Source organism: Enterococcus hulanensis, from assembly GCF_005405485.1.
GTDB classification, from domain to species: Bacteria; Bacillota; Bacilli; order Lactobacillales; family Enterococcaceae; genus Enterococcus_A; species Enterococcus_A hulanensis.
Genome location: NZ_BJED01000018.1, coordinates 30,615 through 57,452, shown reverse-complemented (window position 1 = coordinate 57,452; position 26,838 = coordinate 30,615). Strand labels below are relative to the sequence as shown.

24 protein-coding genes and 1 other annotated feature are annotated in these 26,838 nt (G+C 39.8%); of the genes, 5 read left to right on the top strand and 19 right to left on the bottom strand.

All coding sequences use genetic code 11. The features are described 5' to 3' along the window. Nucleotides 1–540: 540 nt before the first annotated feature. Nucleotides 541–766: a binding site (T-box leader), on the bottom strand. Between the two features lie 80 nt (nucleotides 767–846). The 8 genes from FFR60_RS17760 to FFR60_RS17725 all read right to left on the bottom strand — a co-directional run bounded on the left by FFR60_RS17760 (nucleotide 847) and on the right by FFR60_RS17725 (nucleotide 9,911). Next, nucleotides 847–1,938 carry a DUF871 domain-containing protein gene (locus FFR60_RS17760; protein WP_137665179.1) on the bottom strand — a complete coding sequence of 364 codons (1,092 nt, stop codon included), beginning with the start codon at nucleotides 1,936–1,938 and terminating at the stop codon, nucleotides 847–849. Between the two features lie 19 nt (nucleotides 1,939–1,957). Beyond that, nucleotides 1,958–3,346, bottom strand: coding sequence for a glycoside hydrolase family 1 protein (locus tag FFR60_RS17755; RefSeq protein ID WP_088931956.1), 1,389 nt, complete (start codon nucleotides 3,344–3,346; stop codon nucleotides 1,958–1,960). Nucleotides 3,347–3,425: 79 nt separating this feature from the next. After that, nucleotides 3,426–4,679, bottom strand: coding sequence for a PTS sugar transporter subunit IIC (locus FFR60_RS17750; RefSeq protein WP_088931955.1), 1,254 nt, complete (start codon nucleotides 4,677–4,679; stop codon nucleotides 3,426–3,428). 19 nt (nucleotides 4,680–4,698) lie between these two features. Continuing rightward, nucleotides 4,699–5,841 carry a GNAT family N-acetyltransferase gene (locus FFR60_RS17745; RefSeq protein WP_137665178.1) on the bottom strand — a complete coding sequence of 381 codons (1,143 nt, stop codon included), beginning with the start codon at nucleotides 5,839–5,841 and terminating at the stop codon, nucleotides 4,699–4,701. An 11-nt stretch (nucleotides 5,842–5,852) separates the two neighbouring features. Beyond that, nucleotides 5,853–6,182, bottom strand: a complete 330-nt coding sequence (locus FFR60_RS17740; protein WP_088931953.1) for a PTS lactose/cellobiose transporter subunit IIA — start codon at nucleotides 6,180–6,182, stop codon at nucleotides 5,853–5,855. Between the two features lie 23 nt (nucleotides 6,183–6,205). Continuing rightward, nucleotides 6,206–6,523 carry a PTS sugar transporter subunit IIB gene (locus FFR60_RS17735; protein WP_088931952.1) on the bottom strand — a complete coding sequence of 106 codons (318 nt, stop codon included), beginning with the start codon at nucleotides 6,521–6,523 and terminating at the stop codon, nucleotides 6,206–6,208. A gap of 120 nt (nucleotides 6,524–6,643) precedes the next feature. Then, entirely contained in the window at nucleotides 6,644–9,322 is a 2,679-nt protein-coding gene (locus FFR60_RS17730; RefSeq protein ID WP_137665177.1) for a sigma-54-dependent transcriptional regulator, read from the bottom strand. A 94-nt stretch (nucleotides 9,323–9,416) separates the two neighbouring features. Next, on the bottom strand, nucleotides 9,417–9,911 hold the full coding sequence (locus tag FFR60_RS17725; protein WP_137665176.1) for a TetR/AcrR family transcriptional regulator: 495 nt from the start codon (nucleotides 9,909–9,911) through the stop codon (nucleotides 9,417–9,419). Nucleotides 9,912–10,055: 144 nt separating this feature from the next. Here FFR60_RS17725 and FFR60_RS17720 point away from each other — a divergent pair, with 144 nt between their 5' ends. Next, nucleotides 10,056–11,000 (top strand): ketopantoate reductase family protein, encoded by a 945-nt coding sequence (locus FFR60_RS17720; protein WP_137665175.1) that lies wholly within the window; start codon nucleotides 10,056–10,058, stop codon nucleotides 10,998–11,000. 53 nt (nucleotides 11,001–11,053) lie between these two features. Here FFR60_RS17720 and FFR60_RS17715 read toward each other — a convergent pair whose 3' ends face one another. Both FFR60_RS17715 and FFR60_RS17710 read right to left on the bottom strand, forming a co-directional pair. Continuing rightward, nucleotides 11,054–13,129, bottom strand: a complete 2,076-nt coding sequence (locus tag FFR60_RS17715; RefSeq protein WP_137665174.1) for a DNA topoisomerase III — start codon at nucleotides 13,127–13,129, stop codon at nucleotides 11,054–11,056. Beyond that, nucleotides 13,068–13,439, bottom strand: a complete 372-nt coding sequence (locus FFR60_RS17710; RefSeq protein WP_137665173.1) for a DUF1033 family protein — start codon at nucleotides 13,437–13,439, stop codon at nucleotides 13,068–13,070. The genes FFR60_RS17715 and FFR60_RS17710 overlap by 62 nt, the downstream gene beginning before the upstream one ends. A gap of 244 nt (nucleotides 13,440–13,683) precedes the next feature. Here FFR60_RS17710 and FFR60_RS17705 point away from each other — a divergent pair, with 244 nt between their 5' ends. Then, entirely contained in the window at nucleotides 13,684–14,931 is a 1,248-nt protein-coding gene (locus FFR60_RS17705) for a multidrug efflux MFS transporter (protein WP_088931946.1), read from the top strand. Nucleotides 14,932–15,008: 77 nt separating this feature from the next. After that, the gene (locus tag FFR60_RS17700; protein WP_137665172.1) at nucleotides 15,009–15,239 is read left to right on the top strand and encodes a hypothetical protein; all 231 of its coding nucleotides are present in this window, start codon (nucleotides 15,009–15,011) and stop codon (nucleotides 15,237–15,239) included. Between the two features lie 37 nt (nucleotides 15,240–15,276). Here the strand turns inward: FFR60_RS17700 and FFR60_RS17695 are convergent, their stop codons facing one another. From FFR60_RS17695 to mnmA, 5 genes are all read right to left on the bottom strand, one after another. Continuing rightward, on the bottom strand, nucleotides 15,277–16,131 hold the full coding sequence (locus tag FFR60_RS17695; protein ID WP_137665171.1) for a CPBP family intramembrane glutamic endopeptidase: 855 nt from the start codon (nucleotides 16,129–16,131) through the stop codon (nucleotides 15,277–15,279). A 114-nt stretch (nucleotides 16,132–16,245) separates the two neighbouring features. Next, on the bottom strand, nucleotides 16,246–17,274 hold the full coding sequence (locus FFR60_RS17690; protein WP_171004969.1) for a sensor histidine kinase: 1,029 nt from the start codon (nucleotides 17,272–17,274) through the stop codon (nucleotides 16,246–16,248). A gap of 278 nt (nucleotides 17,275–17,552) precedes the next feature. Next, on the bottom strand, nucleotides 17,553–18,272 hold the full coding sequence (locus FFR60_RS17685; RefSeq protein ID WP_171004968.1) for a LytR/AlgR family response regulator transcription factor: 720 nt from the start codon (nucleotides 18,270–18,272) through the stop codon (nucleotides 17,553–17,555). Between the two features lie 149 nt (nucleotides 18,273–18,421). Continuing rightward, nucleotides 18,422–20,167 carry a carbon starvation CstA family protein gene (locus FFR60_RS17680; protein WP_137665168.1) on the bottom strand — a complete coding sequence of 582 codons (1,746 nt, stop codon included), beginning with the start codon at nucleotides 20,165–20,167 and terminating at the stop codon, nucleotides 18,422–18,424. A gap of 174 nt (nucleotides 20,168–20,341) precedes the next feature. Further along, nucleotides 20,342–21,460, bottom strand: coding sequence for a tRNA 2-thiouridine(34) synthase MnmA (mnmA, locus tag FFR60_RS17675; RefSeq protein ID WP_137665167.1), 1,119 nt, complete (start codon nucleotides 21,458–21,460; stop codon nucleotides 20,342–20,344). A 181-nt stretch (nucleotides 21,461–21,641) separates the two neighbouring features. Between mnmA and FFR60_RS17670 the strand changes: the two genes are divergently transcribed. Then, nucleotides 21,642–22,016 carry a GntR family transcriptional regulator gene (locus tag FFR60_RS17670; RefSeq protein ID WP_137665166.1) on the top strand — a complete coding sequence of 125 codons (375 nt, stop codon included), beginning with the start codon at nucleotides 21,642–21,644 and terminating at the stop codon, nucleotides 22,014–22,016. Further along, nucleotides 22,016–23,392, top strand: coding sequence for a PH domain-containing protein (locus FFR60_RS17665; protein ID WP_137665165.1), 1,377 nt, complete (start codon nucleotides 22,016–22,018; stop codon nucleotides 23,390–23,392). Before FFR60_RS17670 ends, FFR60_RS17665 begins: the two co-directional genes overlap by 1 nt. 40 nt (nucleotides 23,393–23,432) lie before the next feature. Here FFR60_RS17665 and lepB read toward each other — a convergent pair whose 3' ends face one another. The 4 genes from lepB to FFR60_RS17645 form a co-directional block, all read right to left on the bottom strand. Continuing rightward, a complete protein-coding gene (lepB, locus tag FFR60_RS17660; RefSeq protein ID WP_137665164.1) occupies nucleotides 23,433–23,975 on the bottom strand; it encodes a signal peptidase I in 543 nt (180 codons plus the stop codon). A 160-nt stretch (nucleotides 23,976–24,135) separates the two neighbouring features. After that, complete coding sequence (locus tag FFR60_RS17655) at nucleotides 24,136–24,741, bottom strand: metallophosphoesterase (RefSeq protein WP_088931927.1); 606 nt, start codon at nucleotides 24,739–24,741, stop codon at nucleotides 24,136–24,138. Between the two features lie 142 nt (nucleotides 24,742–24,883). After that, on the bottom strand, nucleotides 24,884–25,987 hold the full coding sequence (locus FFR60_RS17650) for a hypothetical protein (protein ID WP_137665163.1): 1,104 nt from the start codon (nucleotides 25,985–25,987) through the stop codon (nucleotides 24,884–24,886). A 142-nt stretch (nucleotides 25,988–26,129) separates the two neighbouring features. Beyond that, nucleotides 26,130–26,774, bottom strand: coding sequence for a hypothetical protein (locus FFR60_RS17645; protein ID WP_088931925.1), 645 nt, complete (start codon nucleotides 26,772–26,774; stop codon nucleotides 26,130–26,132). Between the last annotated feature and the right edge of the window lie 64 nt (nucleotides 26,775–26,838).

Below are 26,838 nucleotides of genomic sequence, written 5' to 3'. Positions count from 1 at the left end.
CTTAATCTTGACTTAGTTCGTTTGGTAAATAAGTTTGGCATATGAGGTACTCTTTTTTCGTACGCATACGATTCCGCTAAACAGACCCCAATCTCAATTCTCCCATCAAAATAAACTGCAAAAAGCGTAACTCGCTGCTATTTCGTATTAAGGAGCAAACTTTTTCAAAAAACGAAAAAGTTTATTTGATTCTCACCACGCATATCATTCTACTAACCTGCTGAAGCAGGAAGTAGAACTGACAGCTAACTTAATGCTAAGGAAATTATTTTTCTAAAAAACGAGAAAAATATTTCCATTTTCGTACGCATACGATTCCGCTAAACAGCTCCATTCATGATTCTCTTAAAAGCCCAATCTCAATTCTCCCATCAAAACAAACTGCAAAAAGCGTAACTCGCAAAAAAAGCCCTCTGGTATTTCTACCAGAGGACGTTATATACGTGGTTCCACCTCATCTTTGTTCCTTTCTCGCAAAAGGAACCTCTTCGGGTCAGTGTCCAATCAGTGAAATAAAAAAAAGTCCTTTAGCCGCTAGGGCTAAAGGACGTAATTACGTGGTTCCACCTTTTTTCATCGTCGTCTCACAACGAACGATCTCAACTGGTCAATCTGACCTCTGCGCTAACGGGCTCTCCCGGATCAGCCTACTTATTTCAGCTGATCGACTCAAAGATGTGGTTCACAAATCATTGTTGTCTCTTCTCACCAACCAGAGACTCTCTGAGAACAAATGAACTGCTACTCTTCTTTTCATTGTCGTTTGATTAAGTTGAGTCATACTTTACACGCCTTTTGAGGGTTTGTCAATAACGAACCTTCATCTTTTTATCATCAGTCTCAAATTTAGTTTTTAGGAACAAACTGAAATTTCGTCCAAGGTTTCAAAAAGTCTAACATAATCAGTTCTTCTTGCGGAATTTTACCAACTAAATTTTTCCGCGAATCACTATGCGGTTCTAAAACAACTTGCAGCTCATTTTTGTACTTGCCAAAATCATCATTGCCGACGATAACATCCCCAACTTGGAATTCTTGGGTATTGTCATGAACAGGATTTGCAACATCCGCATATTTCACCCGAACCATCGTTGACCGTACTGCGGTTGATGTAATATCTCCACGACGAAAATGTTTTTTATCAGCGACGATTTTCCGCTCGATTTCTGTTGCTTCTGGCACAAACTCGATTCCTAAGCTTAATTTATAACGATCAACTGCCGCGACTTTTGCTAATTCTTCATCAGAAGCATAGGCATTTCCGATAATCACCGTATCAATCAACCCCGTCGCAAACATATGGCGGGCCTGTAAATCAATCGGCAAATGACGGTGCATTTCCAATGTCGGCAAGCCATCATTCACATCCCACGGACCGTATTCAGCACTTTGACTTGTAATAAACGCCGCTGTTTTGATTCCATGACCTTTAAAGCGTTCACTACAGCTAATAAAGAAGTCATAAGGCAAAGCCGAACCTTCTTGCGGATAGAAATTGTGACAGCCATAAATGAATGGTTCATTGGCTTCGTAGGACAAGATATTATCAAGGTAAGCAACATTGTTACTCATATTCAACTCAATAGCTAACCCCTCAGGATTGTAGCTCAACATCGCTTCTTTGTTCCCGTCGAACCCTTCATCCAAACGAATTCCCTCAGCACCCAGCTCCGCAAAAAAGCTTAGATCATCATATGAAATTCCTAAGTCGTTAAAAATTGATGGCGCGATATCCAGCACAGTTTCCATGCCTAACTCTTTTGCATAATGAATCACACTGCCAAATTTCTCGCCGACCTTTTCTTTGCCCTCAGTTACCTCCAGCATACTCATAAAAATTCTAGTATAGCCAAGCTCTGCCGCCTTTTTGATGTAATCACGATCCGCCTGCGGATCACTATGATCGGGATATACCGAAATACCTAATTCACGTTTCACTGATTTTCCTCCTTCTGAACTAACCTTCTAAGCCATTTCTTTCAGTTACTTCTTTGAACCAATAACCAGATTTTTTAATCGTTTTGATTTGAGTGTGGATATTGTTTGAAATAAAACCATACCGGTTCTTATACGAATTCAACCAAGACCAGCAATCAATTGGTGTCCACATATGGTAGCCAAAGCAATTTGAACCTTCTTCGATTCCCTTATGAAGCCAATCCAAATGCTCCTGCACAAAATCAATACGATAATCGTCTTCGATCATTCCAGCAGAATTTTTGAAGCGCTCTTCATTTGAGACACCCATACCATTTTCAGATACGTACCATGGAATATTTTTGTAGTTTTCTTTGATGTTAACTGCAATATCATAAAGTGCCTTAGGATAAATTTCCCAGCCGCGATCTAAATTCACACGACGGCCTGGCATATCATAAGCATCATAATAACGATCCGGCATCCATTCACCAACGGAATTTGGGGCAACATCTGGTGCTTTCACACGATTTGGATGATAGAAATTCACTCCTAAGAAATCAACCGTGTTGTTCTTCAAGATTTCTTTTTCCTCGTCGCTTGTTTCCCATAAAACTTTGTCTTTCGTTAATAACTCTTCCAATTCAGCAGGAAAATGTCCATAAACTGCCGGTTCTAGGAACATTTTGTTGTTCCAAAGCTCCGCAATCCGAGCAGCTTCTTGATCTTCAGGCGCATCAGAAGCAGCATACGTTGGAGTTAGATTTAGAATTGTACCGATTTGCGCATCTGCGATATTCAATTTACGGAAAGCTTGGATTGCTTTAGCAGAAGCTAAGTTCAAATTATAGGCAACTTGAACCGCTTTTTTTCCATTTACAATATTCGGATAATGGAATTGGAATAAGTATTCACCTTCCACTACAACCATTGGTTCATTGTGTGTCGCCCAGAATTTTACACGATCGCCAAATAGTTCAAAACATTTTTCCGCAAAACCAACATATAGCTCCACAACCTTTTTCGATTCCCAGCCGCCGTATTTGTCATACAATTCCACAGGTAAATCAAAATGGTGCAGATTCATTACCGGCGTCATACCTTCTGCCAGCATTGTGTCGATTACATTATTATAAAAATCCACCGCATCTTGATTGACCGTGTTGGTTTCCAAATCATCAATCAAACGACTCCATTGAATACTCGTCCGTAAACTGTTCATGCCGATCGAGCGCATCATATGGATATCTTCTTTGTAGCTGTTGTAGAAGTTTGATGCGACATCTGGTCCTACCTGATTATGGAATTTCTCCGGTTCGATCTCAAAATGATAGTCGAAGACATTTGCGTGTTTTTTGTTGAAGCGCCCTTCACTTTGTGGACCAGAAGTTGCTGCACCCCACCAGAAATTATTTGGAAAAGTTTTCATTGTAAATCTAATCCCCTATTCATATTAAATATTTAAGGGGGCTAGGACATTGGAATGTCTCAGCCCCCTTTTAGTTTATTTAAGCCTCTTGTACTTTTTTCAATTCTTGTCTAGTCGCTAATGATACGAATGGTACATACATTGCGATTGAGATGACTACGTTAACAGCAGCTAAAACTGCGCCCGAGAAGCTTTGAGTTGCTAAGAATCCTCCGATGATTGGCGGTGTTACCCATGGCGGCATAACTGTCGCTGCCGGTACCCAGCCAACGCTCGTTGCAAAGTACGCTGTTGAAACACAAATCATTGGTGTCAAGATGAATGGGATAAACATAATTGGGTTCAATACCAATGGCAATCCGAACATCAATGGTTCATTGATGTTGAAGATACCAGGAGCTGCAGCCAAGTTGTTTACGACCATAAATGGTTTGTTTTTACGTCCTACTAAATAGATGGCGATGATTAAACCAATCGTTACACCAGTACCACCCATATTTACAAATGAATCAATGAAAGGTTTGTTAACGATATAAGGAGCTGCTTTTCCAGCTGAAAGAGCCGCATTGTTTGCTTCAATCGCTGGTGCGTTGATTGCTTGCATGAATGGGTCGATCATGTTGGCACCATGTAATCCAAAGAACCACAGGAATGGTGTGATGAAGGCAATCAATAATGCTGAACCGTAAGAATTTGCTAATCCCATAAATGGTTCTTGAACTAGTGCATAGAATTCAGCGAACATATCTTCAACACCAAATCCGGCGATAATCGCTGCGATCAAACCAAAGAGTGAAACAGTGATCATTGCTGGGAATAAAGATGCGAATGAACGCGCAACTGCTGGCGGTACGCCATCTGGCATTTTAACAATTAATTTTTCATTACCAACTAAACGAGTGAATATTTCTGCAACTACGATACCTACGATCAAAGCTACGAACAAACCTGATGAGTTCATTCCGCTAGTTGCTGCACCTAATGTGAAGAAAGAAGCAACGGAAACAACACCTGTTCCGATTGGATCTTTACCATAGTGATGCGCTAGGTTATAGGCTACTAAGAAAGCGATAAATACTGAAAGGACACCAAATGTTCCGTTCCAAACTGCTCCTCCGAACCCTGTCCATTTGTCACCACCGAAAATTCCGTTCATAAAATTTTGGAAAGCTGGAATCGGCAAGTTGTTGATCATTACCGCTAATGCCCCTAAAATCATCAACGGCATAGTTACTGTAAAGGCATCCCGAATTGCGATCAAATGACGCTGGTTACCGATCTTTGACGCATGCGGGATAAAGTGTTTTTCCATAAAAGCAATAAATTTATCCATTTTTTGTGTTCCCCCTATTTTAAAAATAATCGTAAAAACTTTGTCGACCTTTTGGGAAAATTTCTGTCTCAAAACCCTTTGAGGTTGTGACTTTACCGAGGAAGATTCCTTCGGCTAAAGTTAATTCTCCCAGTAATAATTCGCTCCACCCATGAATCGAAGCTTTGATATCGCCTGCTTGTTGTACTTTTTGACAATTCCCCTGACTGATCAGCCAGCTACCAACATTCCAAGGACATTCCTTATCTTCAGTTACTTCTATAATAATTTCTTTTTGGTTAAGCGGAAGTTTCGGTAATAATTGCTCAATGTCAATAATTCGACTCATCATGTAAGGTTCTAAAGTAATCGTAAAATATTCTTGTTCACGAAAACATTTTTCAATGATTTCATGGACAGGCGCATGATAAAGAAATTCTTCAAATGATGAGACATGGGATTTTAAGTACGTTAATAATTTTCGCAGTGCAAATTCGTTTTCATAAGCAAGCTCATCTACTACTAATGCGCGGCCCTGCATTCGATAAATGATGTATCCTTTCGCTTCACCAGTGTCGTCATAAGCTGCGGCGTAAAAACGGTGTGGATAATACTCATTTAGACGATCCCACCACCAATCTTCACGAACAACCGTGCCAACTTGCTGCTGTTTTAATAAGCGCTGATAAATTGATTGGATCACCGGCTTCATCTGCTGCCAGGTTCCACGTTTGACATTCCCCCTTTTTTCACTTGTCAAATAATTAAAGGCTAGTGCTGGAATGCGATATGTTTTTCTTCGGCTAGTAGCTTCGTATCCAAATTGACGATAAAAATCTTCGGAAAAAGGGGCAAGTTGTGAAACCGCCACTCCTTGTTGATGAAGATCAGTTAAAAGTTCAGCCATGATGCTGCTGACCCCGCCTTTACCTCGATATTCTGGATAACTGGCTACATAACCAACACCAGCCATTTTAACTCTCTGTTGAAAAAATTGAATCTCAAAATGATTCGCCATCACTAAATTAGTTAATTCATCTTCTTGATAAACACCGTATACATCTGCGTGTTCATAGCGAGATAAAAAGAGCGGATCATTGATGATTGTTTGCTGCTTTCTAAAAGCGTATTCAATTAAACCTGTGATCGCTTTCAACGTTTCTTGATCACGAGTTAATTTCACGGGATCACTTCCTATTCGTTCCCCAAACGTTTGTAAACATCTACTACTTCTTTGGCCATATCGTTAAAGGTAATACTAGTCATCAAGTGGTCTTGACTGTGAACCGCTAAAAGTGTCACGGTCATTGGGTTGCCGCTTGCTTCTTCCGTTAATAGCCCTGTTTGAGAGTGATGTGCTTCCACTAAAGCTTGATCTGCCGCAGCAAGCTTTTCTTGAGCTAAGGCGAAGTCGCCATCTTTAGCTGCCTGAATCGCTTCCATTGCATCGCTTTTTGCATTGCCGGCATTGATGATTAACCCCATCACTGCTTCCAATTGTTCTTGACTCATTGTTTCGCTCATTTGCTTAGCTCCCCTTCTCCTTCTTATTTCATAAGATTAAGTGCAGTATTTAGAACAGCTTCACCGTTCATCATGCCATAATCTTTCATATCGATTACATCAACTGGAATACCTTTGTCAGCTAATTTTGTTTCAAATTGGCCTTTCATAAAACGAACTTGAGGGCCTAATAATAAAACATCGACTGGTTTGCTTGCGTCTTCTAATTTTGCATCTGCTTCTGATGCTGATACTGCAAAGATATCTGATTCCAATCCTTGGGCTTCTGCTGCTTTTTCCATTTTTGTTACTAGTAAACTAGTGCTCATTCCTGCTGCACAAACTAACATAATTCTTTTCATAATTGACACTCCTTAATTTTTTTATTGTACACTTTATATAAAGCAAGTCCCGTGCCAACTTTTTCATCGCACAGAAGCTGTTGTGATAAGGTTTTCATCTTACACACAAAAAAACTAGGATTACACACTGTGCAATCCTAGTTCAATTCGATTATCTTCAAGTGTTTTAACGATGTAAGCGATATCGTCTTCGATAAAGTGAACACCAAACTGTTTCTCAATCAATGATAGACTGGCCGCGGTTTGGTTAAAACGTAGAAGATGCTCTTGATGGAAATACTTCACGTTTTCAAATGCCGGCCGCTCTTCGCCTTTTTTGATTTTATCTACCAAGAAAGCAATATGCACACTTAACGCCTGCATCGCTGTATTCTCGATAATCAGCTCTTGATCTTTACGGATCAGCTGCAAGACATCATCAATTAGTAAAAAGAGTGTTTTCACATCTAGCTCAGGTGAAAAGTTCTTGGTTAATGAATCGACCATCTCAGGAAGAGTGATCGTACTGCCTAATAAATCTTGAAACTCTAAAATCTTATCCCGCTTGAATAAATTCATTGCCGGAATAAACGGAATCTTTTGATAATGGATCTCCATCGTTCCTACGATCGCTACGATATCCTTATGTGTGATTAGCTGGTCGATGCGGTGCTTGAAGCTTTCCCGTTCTAATGATTGCATTTGAATGACCTCAAACTCATCCAAGTTAACGATCTGAGAGACCACTTCATTCAAACGTTTAGAGACACCTTCACCGGTAAAGCAGGCAACGATGATTACCTTCTTTTCATCCTTTTGCGTCGGTTCTTCTAGACGGACCATTGTTTGGAACATTGAAATCACACTAGTGTAGATTTCTTCTAATGAACGCCCCAGCGTTGCTAGACGGATACTTTCCAGCACCAACATCGTACTGGTCATAGAGATTACTCGTGTGCGGATACCCATTTCATGAAAGATCAGATTACCGAAATTATTTGGTGAACCCATATCCGTCAAAAGAATGATCCCTTCTGAAAATTCTTCCCGTTTTCCTTGGATATAATTTTTGATCTGACCATACATCTTTTCAGTATTCAACGTTAAGGGCATGTTAAAGGCGATCCCATGAGTGGTTCCTAAGAGCTCCTGCACCGTTTCTAACATACTTGAAGCCGTTGACTTTCCATGCATTACAACGAGAACAGCGACTTGTCGTTCATCTATTTTTTGTTGTTCTTGATTATCCATCGTTAGAAACATCGTGATAAAGCCGATCTCATCTAACGGGATCATAATATTGTAGGCTTCTTCGATTCGATTAGATAATTCAATCGCCAACTGAAATTCCTTCGAGTAGCTGCGGCGAATATCATTCAAATTAGGATGAGAAATAAACTGATTGCCACGAATTCGCTCGATCGTTGAATTGATGTGCAGTGCAAAAGCGAAACGTACCTTTTCGTCGTATTCTCGATTCATTTGAACAGAAGCAAAATCATAAAGTTCATTCACCAGCTTCCATAGATCGTCGGAAATAATTTCTCGATACGCATTACTGTGGGAAAGCTCTTCAACATATGTCTCAAAATATTGATCCACATCATCGGAAATCAATTCTTCCAAATCAATCTCCGATAAATTCTCACGGCCTAATTTTTCTAACTTATAGGTGATTGAGTGGTAGACCTCCATGTCCTTATTCGGGTCTTGTCCCCAAACCACTTCTTCGGTACCGGGCTTTAAGGTCAAATAAAGATTTCTTTTATCCATAAAAGGGGTTAATTTATCTTGGACTTCATTCATCCGTAATAAACCCTTTTGCACAACTAACGGCAGATCTTCTTCAACAATCATTAATTTTTCTGACTCGCTATTGGTTTGGTGATGAAGAAACGCCTTAGCGCAAACTAATTTTAAATCTCGTTTTAACTGTCCGATATTTCCTTCTGCAGTATATAGAAGAAACGCGAGCAGGCTTCTTTTATCAATCGCAATTTCCTGCATCAACCGATTGGCCTCTTGTTGAAGAAATTCCTTAATGATTGCTAAACGTTCATCCAACGAACGCTCCGCTAAAGAAGGCAGTTCGATCTGCATCGGAATTCGCCGATTGAAGGTCGATAAAAACATAGAGCTAGTCTCTGTCGTTGCTCCAATAATCTGTACCGAAGCCTGCTTTTCTTGTCCATCCCCTAATGAGCGGAAAGTTCCCTTATCGATGAAGGTAAAAAGCATTTCCTGCCCTTCTGGAGGCAAACGATGAATTTCATCCAGAAATAGAATACCGCCGTCTGCTTGTTCCATTAATCCTGCGCGTGTCTCTTCAGCTCCAGTAAAAGCGCCTCGCTTCACACCAAAGATATGTCCGTAGAGTAATTGTGGATTTTGCGCATAATCTGCACAGTTGAATGTGATGAACGGCGCATTTTCATCTAAAACTTTGGCCGAAACAGCGTAACGATACATACATTCCGCAAACATCGTCTTCCCTGTACCGGTCTCGCCAAAAATAATCGTATGTAATCCGCGTGGTGGATATAAAATAGCCGCTTTTGATTTTTGAATCTGACTCTTCAGAGAATCCTCGCGGCCAATCAAATTATCAAAGTTAATATGTCCCTCTTTTGACACAGTAGTGATTTGAAACTTCACCGGACGTCCATCAATTTTTTTGACTGTCCCGTCTTTTGTCAATTCATTCAAGTAGCGGCTGACGTTTGTGCGGTCAACCCCCAGCTGATCTGCCAGTTCTTGTGCCGTCTGTTCGTTAGGATTTGCTCTCAATGCCTCTAATACTTCGTCTTTTCTTGATTTCAAAAAAATCCCTCCCGAAATTGGTATAAACCATTTACATTGTAACCCTTTTCTTTTTGAATTTCTACTAAATATTCTTGAAAAAAATCGAATCCTTTTAACGAAGTGAATGAGTAATTTTTTCTATTTCCTGTGATATCTCTATTTCGGAAATATCGTTCACTAAGTAATGTTCCAACAAACCAACAAATCCATGAGCGAAGAAGATACTGGTCAGCTGTGGTTGATCTGTCATTTGTTCCATTAAATAATTGCTTTGGAAGCGGGCAAAGAATCCCTGCTTATCCGCAAGAAACAATCGCTGCAAATGATCTCGATGCGCTGCAATATATTCAAACGTTTTTTCCAACTTCTTTAGATCACTCGATTCTTCACACCTATCGCAGTAATTGAATAATTTCTGCATTTCATGAGCGATACTTTTCTCCAGCAAATCATCTTTATCCATAAAATGAAGGTAAAAGGTCCCACGATTGATATCGGCTACCTGACAAATCTGACTCACTGATATTTCTTCGTAACTTTTTTTCTTTAAAAGTTGATAGAACACATCTGTGATTGTAGTTTGTGTTTTTCGCTTTCTTCGATCCATCACTCTGCTCCGATCATTATTTGATTACTGTTCATTTATCAACAGTCTCTCATTTTTGTTGATTGAAACTTATTAAATATCACTTTATTATATTGTACACAAGTTGATTAATCAACACCTGTTGATTTTGAAAGGAATGACATTATGAGAATACTAATTTACGGTGCAGGCATCCAGGGAAGCTACCTAGCTCACTCGCTTATGAAGGGAGATAATCAAGTCACCCTCTTAGCACGGGGAAAAAGAAAGGAAGAATTGTTGAGCGACGGTGTCGTATTGTACCACAGGCTGCAGCGAAAACTAACCAAAGACAACATTCGTGTGATCGAGAAGCTTCAACCGGAAGATAAGTATGATTTGATTTTTGTTACGATGAAATACAGCGATTTCCCAGCAATCATTGAACCATTAGCAAAAAATTGCAGTCAAACAATTCTCTTTATTGGTAATCAGCTAAACGCTGCTGGCTTAGAAATAGAGCTGCAGAAAAGAAGCACGCAACAAAAAGCTATCTATTTCGGCTTTCAAATGACTGGCGGAATCAAAACTGACAAAGGAATCTCAATTTTACGTTTTGGGAAGGGACAATTGAAGGTTGGTTCATTAGCAGCCGATTTTAAGATTACAAACATGCTAGATACAGCATTTAATGGAACAAACTATGCTTGGCGCTATGAAGCAAAAATGGACGATTGGCTGAAAAGTCATGCAACTATGATCATGGTACAAAATTCTTTTGAATACCTTTATGATTTTTCTGCTGAGGCCATTCGGAGAAGCGGTGAACTTTCAACGCTTCCGCAAGCATTAAAAGAAGGTACTGAACGTTTGGAAGCAAGCGGCCATGAAATACTGCCTAAAGGACAAAACTTTTTGTTTCAGCATCCAACACTTTCCAATCTTTTTTACACACTTTATTATCGACTACCGATTAGTCAAATGGTTCAAGGGGACTTCAAGGAAGTGCAACAATTAATCATTGATTTTGAACAATATCAAACCAAAGCGAGCCCAAAACTTGATTCAATGCTGCAGGCGGCCAAAGAGAAATATGAAAAAAGCCAAGGACTGTCATCCTCGGCTTCATAAATGATCTAAATGAAAGAGCCTGCTAAGACCGAACATCTTAGCAGGCTTGTTGATTAGTCTTTGTTTTCCATTGCTGCTTTGAGTGCGGCAGCCAAAGGACTTTCTTGTGGTTCTTCTTGAGAATTGACTTTTTTCAACAGACGACGTTCTTCGTTCTTCGTCATTTTTTTCGAACGTTCTTTCTTATCTAGCATCTTCTCTGTTGTCCCGTCATATTTACAACGGAAGTAAGAGCCATTCTTTCCACCAATGATCTCCATCTTGCGGTGGCATTGCGGGCAGCGATGATTTGAGACTTTAGGATCTTTCCGACGACGATAGTTACATTCCGGATTGGTGCAAATATAGATCTTACCATCGCGCGTATTCTTTTCTCGTAATGGCGAGCCGCACTCTAGACATTTCTTGGCAGTAATTGAGAAGTCTTGATATTTTTTGTCACTATGTTTGACTTCGCTAACTAGCTTCTTCGTATCGGCTTCGATTTCTTGCAAGAATTGTTTACTGCTGTATTTGCCATCGGCGATCGCTTCTAATTGCTTCTCCCATTTTTCTGTTAATTCTGGGGTCACTAACGATGGGTTTACCAGCTCTAGTAATTGCTTGCCTTTTGGCGAAACTAATAGTCCTGTATTCGTCCGCTCCATCAATTCTGATTTGATCAATTTCTCGATAATCTCCGCACGAGTTGCCGGTGTTCCCAGACTATGCTTTTCCATCTGACCCAGCAATGTTCCTTCATTCAAGGGTTTCGGCGGCGAAGTCAAAGCTTTTTCGATCGTAAAATTCGGTACGACCTTCATTCCATTTGACCATTGAACAGGTTTTTTAGCTTCTTCAGCTGGTTTCCAGCCGGCTACTAGAACCTTGTTTTGACGGAAGGTAAAGGTTTCCTTTTGGAATGTCACAGTCACTTTTTGCTGACTTTCTTTGTGAGCATCCGCAAATAAACCTAAGAAACGAGTCACGATCATATTGTAGATGCGCTGCTCATCGGTTGATAATTTTTCAAAGCGCGCCCGTTGCTCAGTTGGAATCAATGCATGGTGATCCGTCACTTTACTATCTTGGAAGACCCGCTGTTGTTTTACTTGCCCGCCATTTTTAATGTAGGATTTTACCTCTGGTGCAAAATCACTAACAGCCTGCAGGCGCTCTTTCATAGTCGCCTTCATATCACTCGTGAGATATTTACTATCCGTACGTGGATACGTGACGATTTTGTGCGTTTCATACAAGCTTTGGACTAACGACAATGTCTTCTTCGCTGAAAATTGATAACGCGCATTCGCTTCTCGCTGAATTTCTGTTAAATCATAAGGCAGCGGAGCTGGTTCGGTTTTTTCCTTTTCAGTGATCTCAGTCACAGTACCTTTTTGCTGGGACAGCTCTTTAACTAATTTTTCAGCGGCCTCGCGCTCTGTGATCCCATATGGATTTTTTTGATTCAGCTTGGCCTTTTGTCCATCGACTTCTAAAGAAATCACGAAATAATTCTGTGGACGGAATTTTTCAATTTTCTTTTCTTGCTGACGTACCATCGCAAGGGTTGGTGTTTGCACTCGCCCTGCGGATAAGCTGTCTTCGTACTTCACGGTTAACGCTCTAGTGACGTTCAAGCCAACAAGCCAGTCAGCTTTTGCCCGTGCCAAGGCAGAGTAGTACAAATTGTCATACTCCTTGGCAGGCTTCAGCTTTTTGAAGCCGTCTTTGATGGCCTTATTTGTTTGCGAAGAGATCCATAAGCGTTTGACCGGCTTTTCAAATCTCACATATTCTAAAATCCAACGTGCGACTAATTCACCTTCACGCCCAGCATCTGTCGCGATCACCGCTTCTGAAATATCTTTGCGTTTGGCTAATTGTTGAATCGATTTTAATTGTCCGCGTGTTTTTGGTAAGGGTTTGATCCCGATGTGTTTTGGGATCATCGGCAATGTTTCCATCTGCCAGCTCTGCCATTCCTTATTTAAATCCTCTGGCATTTTTAGGCTCAATAAATGACCAAGGGCCCAAGTCACAACAACATTGGGTCCTTCAAAATAATTTTTATTCTTTTGATTGGCGTTAAGCACCTTGATCAAGTCTCTTGCAACGCTTGGCTTTTCCGCTATAATTAGCTGTTTCATAAAATTCCTTTCTGCTGTCAACCGTCAACGGCTGTTCGTCCTTTAATAGCGCCAGACCCCAATACTGCTGTAAATAGTCATCACACTCTTCACACCAGCGTTCATCCTGATCTTTCCAAAATGCGCTTAAATAGTTATGTTTTGCATTGCTATATGTATTAGTCTTTTGGAGCTCGTTCCAACGATGCTCATAATATGCTACAGCCGCATCAAAATCTTCAAAAGCCGCGGTCTCTTGGATATCGTCTTGCCATTCTTCAAAGAACCACCAAGGTTCATTATCACCGTACATTGTTATTACTTGATACATCCCGCTACCCTTCTTTCCATCTCAATCATAAGTATCATGAAAGAAAAATTCAAGAAAATTGTTTCTGGCTGATACAAGTTCAAGAAAAAATTAGATAACCGCAAAAAATTTGCAGAAAAATATTGCTTTTTTCTTAATAATATCCTAACACAAAGCAGCATAATTTTACATGGTCCTTAAGAGAGTTATAATGAAAATTGTTTTTTGAAATTCTCATTTTTTCTGAAAGAAGGCCTTTTTTAGTTTGAGTAAAATCAAGAATAAATTATTTCAACCACGTCCCACTTGGCAAAAGAATTTGATCGTTCTTTGGTTTGGTACTTTTATGGCTGGTATCGGTTTTAGCCTCGTCATGCCCTTTATGTCCTTATACATAGATACTTTGGGCAGCTACAGTAATCAGCAGCTAAACTTTTGGAGCGGGATTACTTTTTCCTCCACTTTCTTGATCACCGCAATCGTTTCTCCTTTATGGGGTCGATTAGCCGATCAAAAAGGGCGCAAACTGATGCTTCTGCGCGCTTCTCTTGGAATGGCGATTGTTATTAGTTTGATGGGCACTGTCGGAAATGTGTATCAATTGATTGGTCTGCGTTTGCTTCAAGGTGTTTTTTCAGGCTATATCAGCAACGCAACGGCCTTAGTTGCGACAGGTACTCCGCGAGAAAAAAGCGGACAAGTCCTCGGAACTCTGGCGACCGGTGCAGTAACTGGCAACTTGCTAGGTCCTCTAGTAGGCGGCGTGACCGCCTCGATTTTTGGTTACCGTCTAACTTTCTTTATCACCGGCAGTATTCTATTCTTAGTTTTTCTGCTCAGTTTGATCTTTGTCCACGAAGAGTTTACCCCTGTTGAGAAGAAAGATATGCTTCCCGCAAAAGAAATTTTTCATAGTTTAAAATACCCGCACGTAGTCATCGGTATGTTCGTTACGACCTTGATCATCCAAGCCTCGAATAACTCGATCAGTCCAATCATCAGCTTATACATCCGGCAATTGATGCACAATCATGGCAACATTACGTTAGTCAGCGGCATCATCGCGTCAATCCCTGGTATTGCAACCTTGATCGCGGCACCGCGCTTTGGCCGTCTCGGCGACCGAATCGGCAGCGAAAAAGTTTTAGGTATCGGTTTGATCTTTGCAATGCTGGTCTTCTTGCCGATGGCAATTGTGACCAATGTCTGGCAATTGGCCTTTTTACGGTTTTTAGTCGGCATTTCTGACGCTTGTCTCTTACCAGCTGTTCAAGCCTTGATCACAAAATATTCACCGCAAGCAGCTGCCGGAAGAATTTTCAGCTATAATCAATCCTTCCAAGCAGCCGGAAATGTTGTGGGTCCTATGATCGGTTCCAGCGTTTCATCGATCTTTGGTTATCGCGGCGTCTTTGTCTCAACCTCAGCATTGGTTTTGACTAATTACCTGCTGGTGCACCGCAATACGAAGGAAATCGCTGAGAAATATCATTCGACACAGCAAACTCACTGATTTCAAGTCTTATTGATGGCAACTTCCTCGTTAATTTTTTATACTAATAAATGATTCTAATGAAAGAAGTGAACAACATGTTCGAAGGACAATTAAAGTTTTTAGACTTTTTCCTAAACAACACGATTGAAGGAAAAGAAGAGGAAGCAAAGGCGATTTTGGTCAAAAGTTTTGCGGATCAAGAAACTGAGGCACTAAGCCTACAGGAGTTTAAAAAACTCCAAGAAAAACTATTCCCTCTGATCAAACCTGAAAAATTAAATGAAGTAAAAGTTGCAATGGCGCATTTCGCCCAAAGTCTTGCATAGAAAAAAATCATCGTCGGAATCAGACGATGATTTTTTCTTATGCTTTAATTTCTGAATAAACCTTTAAGCTCGGGAAAAAGAGTTCCTTATTCGTAAGAACGATCAAGCCAGCAATACTAATGATAACCACTGTTTGAATACAGCTCGTCCATTCGGTCATTTGCGTTGATGTCTGCATGAAATTCAAGAAGATATGGAAAATGATCAACGCTAACGTGCTGCGGTTGCTCTTAACATACAGCCAATTTAATATGATCCCCAAAGGAATGATACTGACAAAATAATTGACTGCAAACCAAACATTTTCTTGTAACAAAAGATTCATCGAGTAATTTTTAACAAATACTAGCGGCAAATGCCAAATTGACCATAAGAAGCCGAACATCAAAGAACCAGTAAGGAGATTGAAACGACTCAACAACGCATCAACACCGTAACCTCTCCAACCAATTTCTTCTAGTACAGGCGCGATAATCATCACCATCAAAACGGGAATCGAGCCCGCTGAAAACTTAAAGTCCTCTGACAATTGCAGCTGATTGATTGAACCGCCGAATAGAACTGAGATAAGAATAGCTGCTACTACCGATGAGCCCATAATCAAACAAATTTTTACTAATGGCGCTAGATTTATTTTCTTCATATCGAAAAGGCGTTGAAAGAAATCTTTCCGAATCAAACGATTTTTCGGCATCGCGATAAATGCGATCGTAACCAGTACTGGCGCAAACAACCCCGGGATTAAAAAGATCGAGTAAAAATTTGGATCAGGATGATTATAGCTTAGATATGCTGCAATCAACCAACTGCCCCAAGTAATCAAAAACACCCATCCAAAAAATTTCCCCGGCTTATACCCTTTTTCTTCTACTGATACTGTATTCTTCATCATGTTTTTATTCCTCCTGTTTTTCTGTCATTTACTAACTGACTTTAGTATAGGAGGAAAAAAGAAGTTTCTTTGCAAAATGTAACGAATGACCCTTTTTTGTGTAACAACTCGCAGCTAATTCGGTTCCCAGATCGATAATTCTAACCGAAAGGAGGTTTTCTTTGCTTCATAAAGCATGTCGCCTTGGTATTTTTCTGTGATTGCTTGAATACTTTTAACCCCAAAGCCATGTTCAAACGCCTTTTTCTTTTGTGTTTTAAAATCGGTCACCTGTTCTGCCGTACTATTTTCGATTTCCAGCAACAACATATGATTAAAATAAATCAATTTCAAATCGATCCACCGTTCCTGTGAAGACCTTTGGCAAGCCTCGATCGCATTATCAATGGCATTTCCAATCAACGCTCCTAAATCCCGCATTTCAAAATTCATCTCGGCGGGGACCTTTACTTCAAAGCTGGTTTGGATATTGCTTTCCTGTGCTCGCTGATACTTATTGCTTAATAATTGATTGATGCCGCTATTTTGAGTAAACTGACTGGCTTCTTCCTTGATAATTTCGCCTAATAATTTTTCAATCTGGGATTCCGACTCATGACTGTCAGCAACCAGCGTCAGCAATTGATTCTTTAAATCATGACGAATCGCACGTATTTTGGTTTGATGATTTTCCATCTGCTGATAATATTCCTCGCGATGGGCAAACTCCTGAACTAGAAAAAGATTTTCGTAGTTTTCTTTTTCCAGCTTCTGGTGAATCTCAAGAATGAGGAAATGAACCAAATTGATCACTGTAAATAGTAAGACAACCATGAAAAAACGCACATCATCATCTTGTGCCTGCTGCTCAACAAAAATCGGGTAAATAATAAAAAACAAGCTTGTCATAAAAGGAATCAAAACTTGTAATAAATAGAAGCTGTTTTTCCCGTTGATACCTATCGGAGCTTTCCGTTTAGCCCGTAAAAGAAAAACCGCAATCAGTTGGATAAACTGACTGGCAAATATTCCTCCATAAGCATAGGATAATTGATTCGAAGCAAAATAATTTACCGCAAAAAGATTCTGAATGATCCAATAGACCAGAAAATCAAAAAACAGCACCAGAATCATTGAGAGAAAAATCAATAATAGCTTTGTCACCGCTTGTCCTTTAAAAAAGAAATAACCAATGCTGTACATTAAAAAAATGTATGTTGCAACGTTAACCAGCATATAGAAGGAGCCAAATGACAAATACATTGGACTGATGTTTCTTATTAGATATGCCGTTATTACAATTAATACAGCGAAAAGACCTTTTAACTTGTGTTTCTGCCAATAGTCAATGGACCGTGCTGGCAAATAGCATGAAAAAAATACACTCATAATAAAGATGTCATTCACTGATTTGATAAGTTCGAATAATCCGCTAAAGGTCATTATTTTGTCCTCATCAATACATAATTTCGATAGGCGCGTTGAAAGGTTTGATGGAATTTTTTAGTGATGGCAATTTCTCGTCCTGATTGCATCACAATCGTTTCTCCGCTCTTTACTTGAACATAATCCATGTTGATCACAAAAGAATTGTGAATCTGTGTAAATAATTGCGGAGATACTTTATCAATGACCTCTTTCATCGTTCCATAGTATTCGTATTCTTCCCCACTCTTCAAATGAATGATCATTTTTCGTTTCATACTCTCAAAGTATTCGACCTCTCCTAAATAGACGGTGTGAACTTTTTTCTGAATCGTAAATTGGAGGATCATTTTCCGTAACGTCAATTGCTCCAAGGCCTTTGTTAAGACTTGTTTAACCTTGATCTCGTCTACTGGTTTGATCAGATAATGAAAAGCATTAACTTCAAAAGCCTCAGGCATCAACTCTACATGACTGGTAATAAAGATGATGATGGCCTGCTGATCCTTTTCTCTAATCGCACGCGCCACATCAAACCCATCTAACGATTTCATTTCCACATCTAACAAATAGATTTGAAACGAAGACACACTGTTAGTTAAGTGTTCCACTAGTGATTCTCCAGAAAGAAAAGCTTCGTAATTAAATTGATTGGGATCATTTTCAAAAAACGATAATAATAGGTTTTCAATTTGACCGACCATTTTGGGATTATCATCGCAGATAGCTATATTCATTCTTCTCTCCATTTCCTTTTTTTTTAAGCGTTAAAGCCCTTTTAACTAGTATCCTTCATCCGTTTCGAATAAACAAGAAGCTCCATAGATATTTTCCCCGCTTTGTCAAAAGGCAAAAAAAACGACCCCTTTAAGAGTCGTTTTATTGCTTATTCTGCGATAACTTCTTCAGAATTTTCAGTTTCTACATTAAATAAAGAACGTAAACATTTAGTCGCTACCATTAAGCCAAGACCTAATAATAAGAAGGCGAAAACTAGCTGCAAGCCATCTGATAAGAAGACAAATTGTCCTGCGGCTGGAACTGCCGGAATGGTTACTAGATATTGCGTTGCATTAATCAACTTCGTTACTAATCCGTAAATCGACATCCCTAACGCTGTAAAGGTCACAGCTAACATGATCCCCATCGGAATATAGAACATGACACCAGATTTTTTAGAGGTCTTCATATACACTGCTACAGCGATCATCACCATCGCAGCTAACAATTGGTTCGCTGAACCGAATAAAGGCCAAACGCTGTTGTAACCGCCAAGCGCTAAAACAAATCCTACACCTAAAGTAACTATGGTCGCCACATATTTATTCGTTAGTAATTTTGCCAAACCTTTTTGCTCCACGCCTTCTTCATAGAAGAATTCCTGCAGCGACATCCGACCGATACGAGCAACTGAATCCAACGAAGTCAGTGCCAACGCTGAGACACACATCGTCATGAAGGCTTGTGCAATGTTCAACGGCAAACCAAATTTTGTTAAGAAGCCTGCAACTGAACCAGAAAAAATTTGAAACGGTGTTCCTGCCGGCAATTGCCCATTTTTTGCAACCGCACCTGCAACTACCAAAGCAACGACCGCTAACACACATTCACACATCATCGCTCCGTAACTAATCGGACGCATATGCTTTTCATTCGTTACCTGTTTTGATGATGTTCCCGAAGAGACCAAACTATGGAAACCAGAAACCGCACCGCAGGCAACTGTAATGAATAAAATCGGGAATAAATATTTCACATTGCCAGTCGCATCTTGTACAGCAAAACCATTAAAGGCATTCAACTCAACCATTGGCGCTTCTACTAAAAGCCCTAAAACAGCAGCGATGATCATCCCCAGCAGCATGTAAGTGCTAAGAAAATCCCGAGGAGCCATCAATAACCAAATCGGCATGACCGAAGCTAGGAATAGATAAGCAAATACGATCAATAACCAAGTCTGCTTATCTGCAAAAATCGGAAACATAATACCAACAGCAAGTGTCACTAATAAAACCGCGATCCCAAAAACATGCATGGCAATTCCTTTTAAATGAACCTTTTTCATGAAAAAGCCGACTAACACAGCAGAAACGATGAACAACATCGAGATCGAAGCCGCTGAAGCATTTGCCGTATTTACTGCCGCCGGTACATCTGGCGTCAAACCATTAAAAGTTGTCGCCACGATATCGCCAAACGCAGCGATAACTAAAAGAGCAAACAGCCAGCAAAACAATAGAAACAGCTTTTTACCAAGCTTGCCGATATATTTTTCAATAATCAGACCGATTGATTTTCCTTCATTCTTGACTGAAGCATACAACGCACCAAAGTCATGGACAGCTCCGAAGAAAATTCCACCAAATAAAATCCATAAAAATGCCGGCAACCAGCCAAACATCGCCGCGATGATTGGACCTGTCACGGGCCCCGCACCAGTGATCGATGAAAACTGATGACTAAAAACCACAAAAGCCGGTTCAGGAACATAATCATCGCCATCTTCCATAGCGACCGCAGGCGTCACAGCCTTAGGATTAATCCCCCATTTTTTCTCCAACCAACGGGAATAAATAAAATAGGCCGCGACAAAACAAATAATAGCAAATACTAATAGAACAACACCATTCATAACCTCACCCAACTCTCTTCAAATTATAATAAATATTTAATTAGTATATTCCCACAATTCCATGAGCATGTAAAGAGAATCATTTTAATTTTCAAGAATTTTCTGTAAATATGTATGAAAGGCAAAAAGACTGGGATTGCTCTAAACAAAGCAATCCCAGTCTTTTAACACTATTTAAATATATTGTAATTCTTTGGTTTCTTGGTACGCGTGATCGATCAAACCGCCGCCTAAACATTCCATGCCATCGTAAAAGACAACGGCTTGTCCAGGAGTGATCGCACGAACAGGATCATCGAAGATCACTTCCGCGCGATTATCTTCTAATAGACGAACAGTTACCGGTACATCTTGCTGACGGTAACGGAACTTCGCAGTACATTTGAATTCTGTTGGACGGTCTTCATTTGTTGTGAAATGAATCTCACTGGCATCCAAACTTGTCGCATACAATGCTTCATGATGGAAACCTTGACCTACATACAACGTATTCGTAGATAGATCTTTCCCAACAACGAACCATGGATCATTCGTTTTTCCACCGCCGCCGATACCTAAACCTTGGCGTTGACCGATGGTGTAGTACATCAAACCATCGTGTGTTCCCTTTTCTTCGCCGTCTAGCGTTACCATCTTACCTTTTTTGGCAGGCAGATAATTGCTTAGAAATTGTTTGAAATTCTTTTCACCGATGAAGCAAACACCAGTTGAATCCTTTTTCTTGGCAGTCGCTAAGCCAGCACGTTCAGCAATTGCGCGAACTTCAGGTTTTTGCATACCGCCTAGCGGAAACATCGTTTTCGCTAATTGTTCTTGTGATAATTGACTCAAGAAATAGGTTTGGTCTTTGTTGTTATCGAGGCCCCGTAACATATGGACCACACCATTTTCGTCCTTTTCAACTTGAGCGTAATGCCCGGTTGCTACATAGTCCGCACCTAATTCCATCGCGTAATCCAAGAAGGCTTTGAATTTGATTTCCTTATTACACATCACATCTGGATTCGGTGTGCGGCCTGCACGATATTCCGCTAAGAAATATTCAAAGACACGGTCCCAATATTCCTTCTCGAAGTTGACAGAATAGTAAGGAATACCAATTTGGGCAGCGACTTTCGCCACGTCCTTATAATCCTCTGTCGCGGTACAAACACCGTTCTCATCGGTGTCGTCCCAATTTTTCATAAAAATGCCGACTACATCATAGCCTTGTTCTTTTAACAACAAAGCAGTTACTGATGAATCGACGCCGCCGCTCATTCCTACGACGACTCGTGTGTTGCTGTTAGACACAGTATCACCATCATTTCAATATAGATTCCGAAAACTCTACGATTTGAAGGTCGCAACTTTTCAGTATGACGAATTATACAACATAAATCTTAAATTTTCGATAGATAATTCTTCGAAAAAACTTTATTTGCCTTTTTGTATCATTTGTATTAATATAAGCAATACAAAGGAGGACAAGTAAATGATTTTAGAAATTGATCCTCATTCTGAGGAACCGATCTATCTCCAGTTGCGAAAGCAGATCATTATCGGCATCGCTCAAGGCGAGTTGAAACCAGGCGAACAACTACCAACAGTCCGGCAATTTGCAGATGAATTAGGTGTGAATACGATGACTGTTTCAAAGGGCTATCAGCAATTGCGTGAAGAAGGCTACTTGATTACCGATCGACGCAAAGGAACATTAGTCGCCCCGCTGCCTGTCTCCTCTAAGAAGACAAGTGTAGAAAATTTGACCTTGCTGTTGGCTGAACTTTACTTGTCGGAACCTAATGAAAAAGCCGTTCAAGAAAAAGTTCAAAAGATTTTGACAAGTTTTGGAAAGGATGACGTTTGATGCTATCACCTCTTATTTTAGGTATATTGATTTTTTGCAACTTCATCATGGCATTTACCAATTCTTTAGCGGCCAAGCCTCATAACTATGTAATCGTGGAAAATACCTTCCCAGCGGATAAAATCGATGATCCACGTGTGCTGGCTTTTCGAAAGAATTATCGGAAGCGCCAATTTCAATTAGCAGGCGTATTAACTGTTTTAGATTTAAGTCTGCTGATCCCTATGAAGGACTCGATCTTTATGATGCTTTTCTTTGTCCTTATATATATCACAATCGGTGCAGGTTATCTGTTGCAGATTCGTTATATTCGAAAAGGTCACCAATTGATCGTCGATAATAACTGGCAATTAACAGAGCAACCGATTCAGGTCGATACAAAACTTGTGCTTGAAAAAAATCGAAAATTAGTTTCTCCTTGGTGGTTTGCTCTTTCACTTGGAGTGTTGATTGTATTGACGTTCATACTTCATCAACAAGGTATGGAAAGTTTGACTTGGATTTTATTATCCGCTTGCGGAATTACTTTAGCGTTGTTCATCTTAGGCTGGTGGATGATCAGTCGAATGCCAGTACGAGCTTTGACAAATGATTCTACGATCAATCGCCAATACAATGATCTGACAAAATTTTATTGGTCAGCCTTTATGGCGGCAACAAGTTTCTTTGTTAATCTAATTGTTTATCTTCCATTATTAACGATGAATATCAGTGATCGCTTTTTTGAAATCCTAATGATTGCAGAATTTTTGCTGGTTTTCATTTTCTGCGGCTTTACTTTATGGTGGCTGCTCCGCTTGCGCAGCAAGCAAGATCAATTATTGGCTCAGACACCAAGCTTCCGCTATGCCGGTGATGACTATTACTGGCGTTATGGCTTTTACTATAATCCGAATGATCGTCGTTTGATGCTCCCTGATCGTATTGGCCTTAATATAACAACAAATTTAGCAAGAGTTGGCGGGAAAATATTCATCGGACTAATTCCTGTCGTATTGATCGCATCCATGTTAATTGTGGTCGTGCCCTTGTACATTTTGGATTATCGTCCTGATCCGCTAACTTATGAAGTAAAGCAGGAAAATATCAGTTTAGATGGTCCCTTCTATCGGAAACAAACAATCAATTATGATGCCATCGAAAACGTAGCCTTGATTGATAAAATGCCAACCGCCGGAATGAAGATTAATGGTCTTGCGACAGATAATTACGCAATTGGAAGTTTTAAAGTTGACGGTAAAGCCGCTACCCTTTTTGTGAATCATCAGTCCAAGCCGATCTTAAAAATCTCAACAAAGAAACGAGATTATTATTATACTAATACCGATTCCACAGTTACTAAAAAAGTCTATCAAAAAGTACAAGCACATCAGTAAAGCAAAACGCCCTCTTCATTTTCAGAAGAGGGCGTTTTTATTATTCTACGGTACCGATCCGGTTGATCGGCCAGAAAACAAATTTTACATTGGTTAAAATATCCTTTTGATTGATCATACCGATAATGCGGCCGTCTTTTGATATCCGCCGATTATCGCCTAAAACAAACAGCTGTCCAGCTGGAACTTTTTCGTATCCAAACAAATGCTGCAGATCAAAATCATTGGTTAATGGTTGACCATCCGTCAAATTAGCTTTGTACTCATCCAAATAAGGTTCATCATATTTCTTTCCATTGATATAAAGCTGATCATTTTTATAAGCTACTGTATCTCCCGGTAAACCAATCACACGTTTGACATAATCTCTGCCCGGATCGTCAGGCGCTGGAAAAGTCACGATATCGAATCGTTCGATATCAGTATGCTTCAGACCAAACATTCGCTCACCATCGTTTAAAGTCGGTTTCATCGAGTCTCCGATCGCCTCGACAGGCGTAAATACATAATGTCGCAACGCAATAACCGCAACGATCATTACGACATACATAAGAATCGTCTTCACAACTTCCTTCATTTTCACTTGCTTGCCTCCTTTTTTATCTTGTCTCGTTGTTCTTATAATTAATTTACCATACTCATTCTATTGTGAACATAGTCGAACGAAATGAAATCAAGTAAATAAAACTTTTGGGCAATCCGCACAAAAAAAAGCAAAGGCATCAGTTAAGTAATGCCTTCACTTATTTTAATTTCTTTATTTCAGCTTCCTTATAAACAGCGATCTCATCAATCAAATTTTCAGAGATCGGTGTACCAAATGGTAGTGGTGTTTTAAGAAAATCGCGTTCAGGAGCATCCACGCCAACGTTGATATCCTCAGCAATCGGCATACTATAATTATGGATATGCCCATGCAAATTGCGAATATTCAATGTTTTGCCTAAAAGCATCGGATAGTGTGTCAGATAATATTGATGATGATTGAATTTGACGATCGCACCTACATCATGAAATTCAAATTTGTCCTCACCGTTGGGAAGCTTCGGATCATGTGCTGCCAAATACCTGAAAAACGTCCGAGAATCATGATTACCCTTGATAAAAACGATTTTACCTTTTAATTGTACCAGCTGCTTTAAAATATCGGTAAAGCCTTTTTCATATTGGGGATGCATCGCCACATCGCCTAGATGATAAACAGTATCTTTCTCATTGACGACGGCGTTCCACGCATTGATCATTTGTCGATTCATCTCTTCGACAGAATCAAATAACCGCGGCGCAAAATCATTGTCACCTAAAAGATTCTCGTGAAAATAGTGTGTATCTGATATAAAATATTTCATTCTGATCACCTGCAAACGAATTCTGATTCTTTCTTTTATTTTACCATCTCTGCTAAAAAAATGCGCTATTACAGTCATCGACAAACAAATATTTTAGCTGGCGATAGTCAAATAAGGCTTCAACTTGCGATGAGTTTAGCCTTTATTTGCGAGGTTTCTTTTTCCTTTGATTAAAATTATCCAAAAGTTTTCGGTCTTTTTTGGAAAGCTTTTTACCATTTGGTTTAACAAGTGTGTCAACTTTTGGCTGCTTTTCTGTGCCTTCTTCAAGAATAGCTCCTGCTGCAAAAGATGGGATCAGATCGTTTTTCAGTTTTGCTAATGTCGATAGCGGCTTTTGTTGCTGATTCCCTTTTTCCTCTGGAACAATCCTTGATTCTATATTCGTCTTATTTCCAATAGGCAGATCTGCCGGCAATTTTTCAAAGCCTTCTTCTGCCTTATCAGAGGATTCCTCTAACATAGCTGCTTCAGCTTCCTCAAAAATCCCTTTAAGCAATATGATAAGCTCTCCCTTTGTCAATACAGAAAGGTCCATGCCGTCCACCAAAACCTTCTCAATGCTTGTATCCGCCTTCGTTTTTGTTGGCTCTGCCACCGAATTTTGGACAGACTGCTCCTGCTCTTTTGGTTGTCTCGTACTGTAAATCGTCGTCGTTCCTTTGAAATCACAATCGACAAATTTGGCAAATCGACGCACGTCACCCTTTTCAAAAATCGTCAAAGTCGTTAAAATGTTGAGGATTCGTTTGGTTTCTTCAAGAGTATTGCTGGGGTCGGCATCTCTTAATTTCCAAGTATGCTTTTTCCCATTGGCATCTTCAAAAATAGAAACCAAAGTGTAGCTATCATAGTTACCAGCAAGCGCAGCACTGCCTCTATTTTTTAAATTACTTTCATGTACTCGCATCTTTTTAGTCGCTTTATAATACGCATTCTCATTTTTGAATAACCGCTTGATGACGCTGATCCATTCGCTCTCATCCAAATAGTCCTTGAAAAATGGACTGAATTTTCTTAGTGTCTCGCTTGGTTCGGCTTGAAAAAGCAGGTTCCGCACAACATCTTGACACGGCAGCGAAAAATCGCTTGCCACTAGCGCATTCCTTACAATAATCGCTACGATATATTCCACTACTAGATCCGCATTTTTGGTTGCTTCCCAAAACTTGCGTACTTTTGTTTCAAGGTTCTTTCTGTTCTTCATCGTAAAAAGTTGTCGTCTGGTCAGTTGTTTGATTTCCATGCTTATTCGCTCCTTTTTCAATGTTATGTTCTCTTTACTATTAATGTACGTAAAAAAAGAAAAAATCAGCCAAAATCTTTCAAAATTTTTAGCGATTTGCGAATAAATAACAAAAGGAAAACAAATAAACAAGGCCGCCAATTTAAACTTGGTAGCCTTGTTTTTGTAGAAGTGCTTGATATTTTAGTTTGATAATCGTAATAACTGCTTCCAGTTGAGTCAGGTCTTCAACTTTGGTCACATCGAATTCTTTAGTGCGCTTAAAGGATTTACCCGTATCAATCAAATGAAAGATTTGGTTCCATTTTTCAAATTCAGAAAGATTTTTGAGATTAGCGATCGGAAAGGCAGCGCCATCACAAATTTCCCACAAACGGAAGATCAAAAATGCTGTATCGATCACTTCCATCTTTTTCTTTTTTTTACTGCAGGTAACAAGTACTTTTTCAGGATTGTATTCCAAATACCAGTCTAGAAGAATAAAAAAAGCTTCCCAACGATAGCTGTCGCGGAACATTTTTTGCGTGTCGGGCATATCGCGGAAAATCAGCGGAATTAAGTAGCTCTTCTTGTATTTCCAACAAGGAATTCCGTCGATAAAATAATCAACGTAACGAGTCAAGTAGCTATTTCCTTCATAGTCGCTGATATAATAATCCTCTACACCATATTTTTGAAACTCTTTTGTCAGGTTGGCACAGTCTTCAATAGAAACGGTCAGCCCTGACAGGAGACGGAAATCAGAAATAATTTTGTGATGCTCGATCGTATGTACCTTGTGAACCAACTTCTCACCTTCGTTTCCAACAATTTTCTTAGTATTAGTGTACCATAATCTTTTCGAAATTAAG

Bases quoted from the DNA above. Each gene is read 5' to 3' on its own strand.
- FFR60_RS17670 (WP_137665166.1), top strand. From the start codon at position 21,642: ATGATTTTAGAAATTGATCCTCATTCTGAGGAACCGATCTATCTCCAG.
- FFR60_RS17695 (WP_137665171.1), bottom strand. From the start codon at position 16,131: ATGATGAAGAATACAGTATCAGTAGAAGAAAAAGGGTATAAGCCGGGG.
- FFR60_RS17700 (WP_137665172.1), top strand. From the start codon at position 15,009: ATGTTCGAAGGACAATTAAAGTTTTTAGACTTTTTCCTAAACAACACG.
- FFR60_RS17655 (WP_088931927.1), bottom strand. From the start codon at position 24,741: ATGAAATATTTTATATCAGATACACACTATTTTCACGAGAATCTTTTA.
- FFR60_RS17740 (WP_088931953.1), bottom strand. From the start codon at position 6,182: ATGAGCGAAACAATGAGTCAAGAACAATTGGAAGCAGTGATGGGGTTA.
- FFR60_RS17710 (WP_137665173.1), bottom strand. From the start codon at position 13,439: ATGTATCAAGTAATAACAATGTACGGTGATAATGAACCTTGGTGGTTC.
- FFR60_RS17665 (WP_137665165.1), top strand. From the start codon at position 22,016: ATGCTATCACCTCTTATTTTAGGTATATTGATTTTTTGCAACTTCATC.
- FFR60_RS17755 (WP_088931956.1), bottom strand. From the start codon at position 3,346: ATGAAAACTTTTCCAAATAATTTCTGGTGGGGTGCAGCAACTTCTGGT.
- FFR60_RS17680 (WP_137665168.1), bottom strand. From the start codon at position 20,167: ATGAATGGTGTTGTTCTATTAGTATTTGCTATTATTTGTTTTGTCGCG.
- FFR60_RS17650 (WP_137665163.1), bottom strand. From the start codon at position 25,987: ATGGAAATCAAACAACTGACCAGACGACAACTTTTTACGATGAAGAAC.
- FFR60_RS17750 (WP_088931955.1), bottom strand. From the start codon at position 4,679: ATGGATAAATTTATTGCTTTTATGGAAAAACACTTTATCCCGCATGCG.
- FFR60_RS17735 (WP_088931952.1), bottom strand. From the start codon at position 6,523: ATGAAAAGAATTATGTTAGTTTGTGCAGCAGGAATGAGCACTAGTTTA.
- FFR60_RS17685 (WP_171004968.1), bottom strand. From the start codon at position 18,272: ATGAATATAGCTATCTGCGATGATAATCCCAAAATGGTCGGTCAAATT.
- FFR60_RS17725 (WP_137665176.1), bottom strand. From the start codon at position 9,911: ATGGATCGAAGAAAGCGAAAAACACAAACTACAATCACAGATGTGTTC.
- FFR60_RS17720 (WP_137665175.1), top strand. From the start codon at position 10,056: ATGAGAATACTAATTTACGGTGCAGGCATCCAGGGAAGCTACCTAGCT.
- FFR60_RS17715 (WP_137665174.1), bottom strand. From the start codon at position 13,129: ATGAAACAGCTAATTATAGCGGAAAAGCCAAGCGTTGCAAGAGACTTG.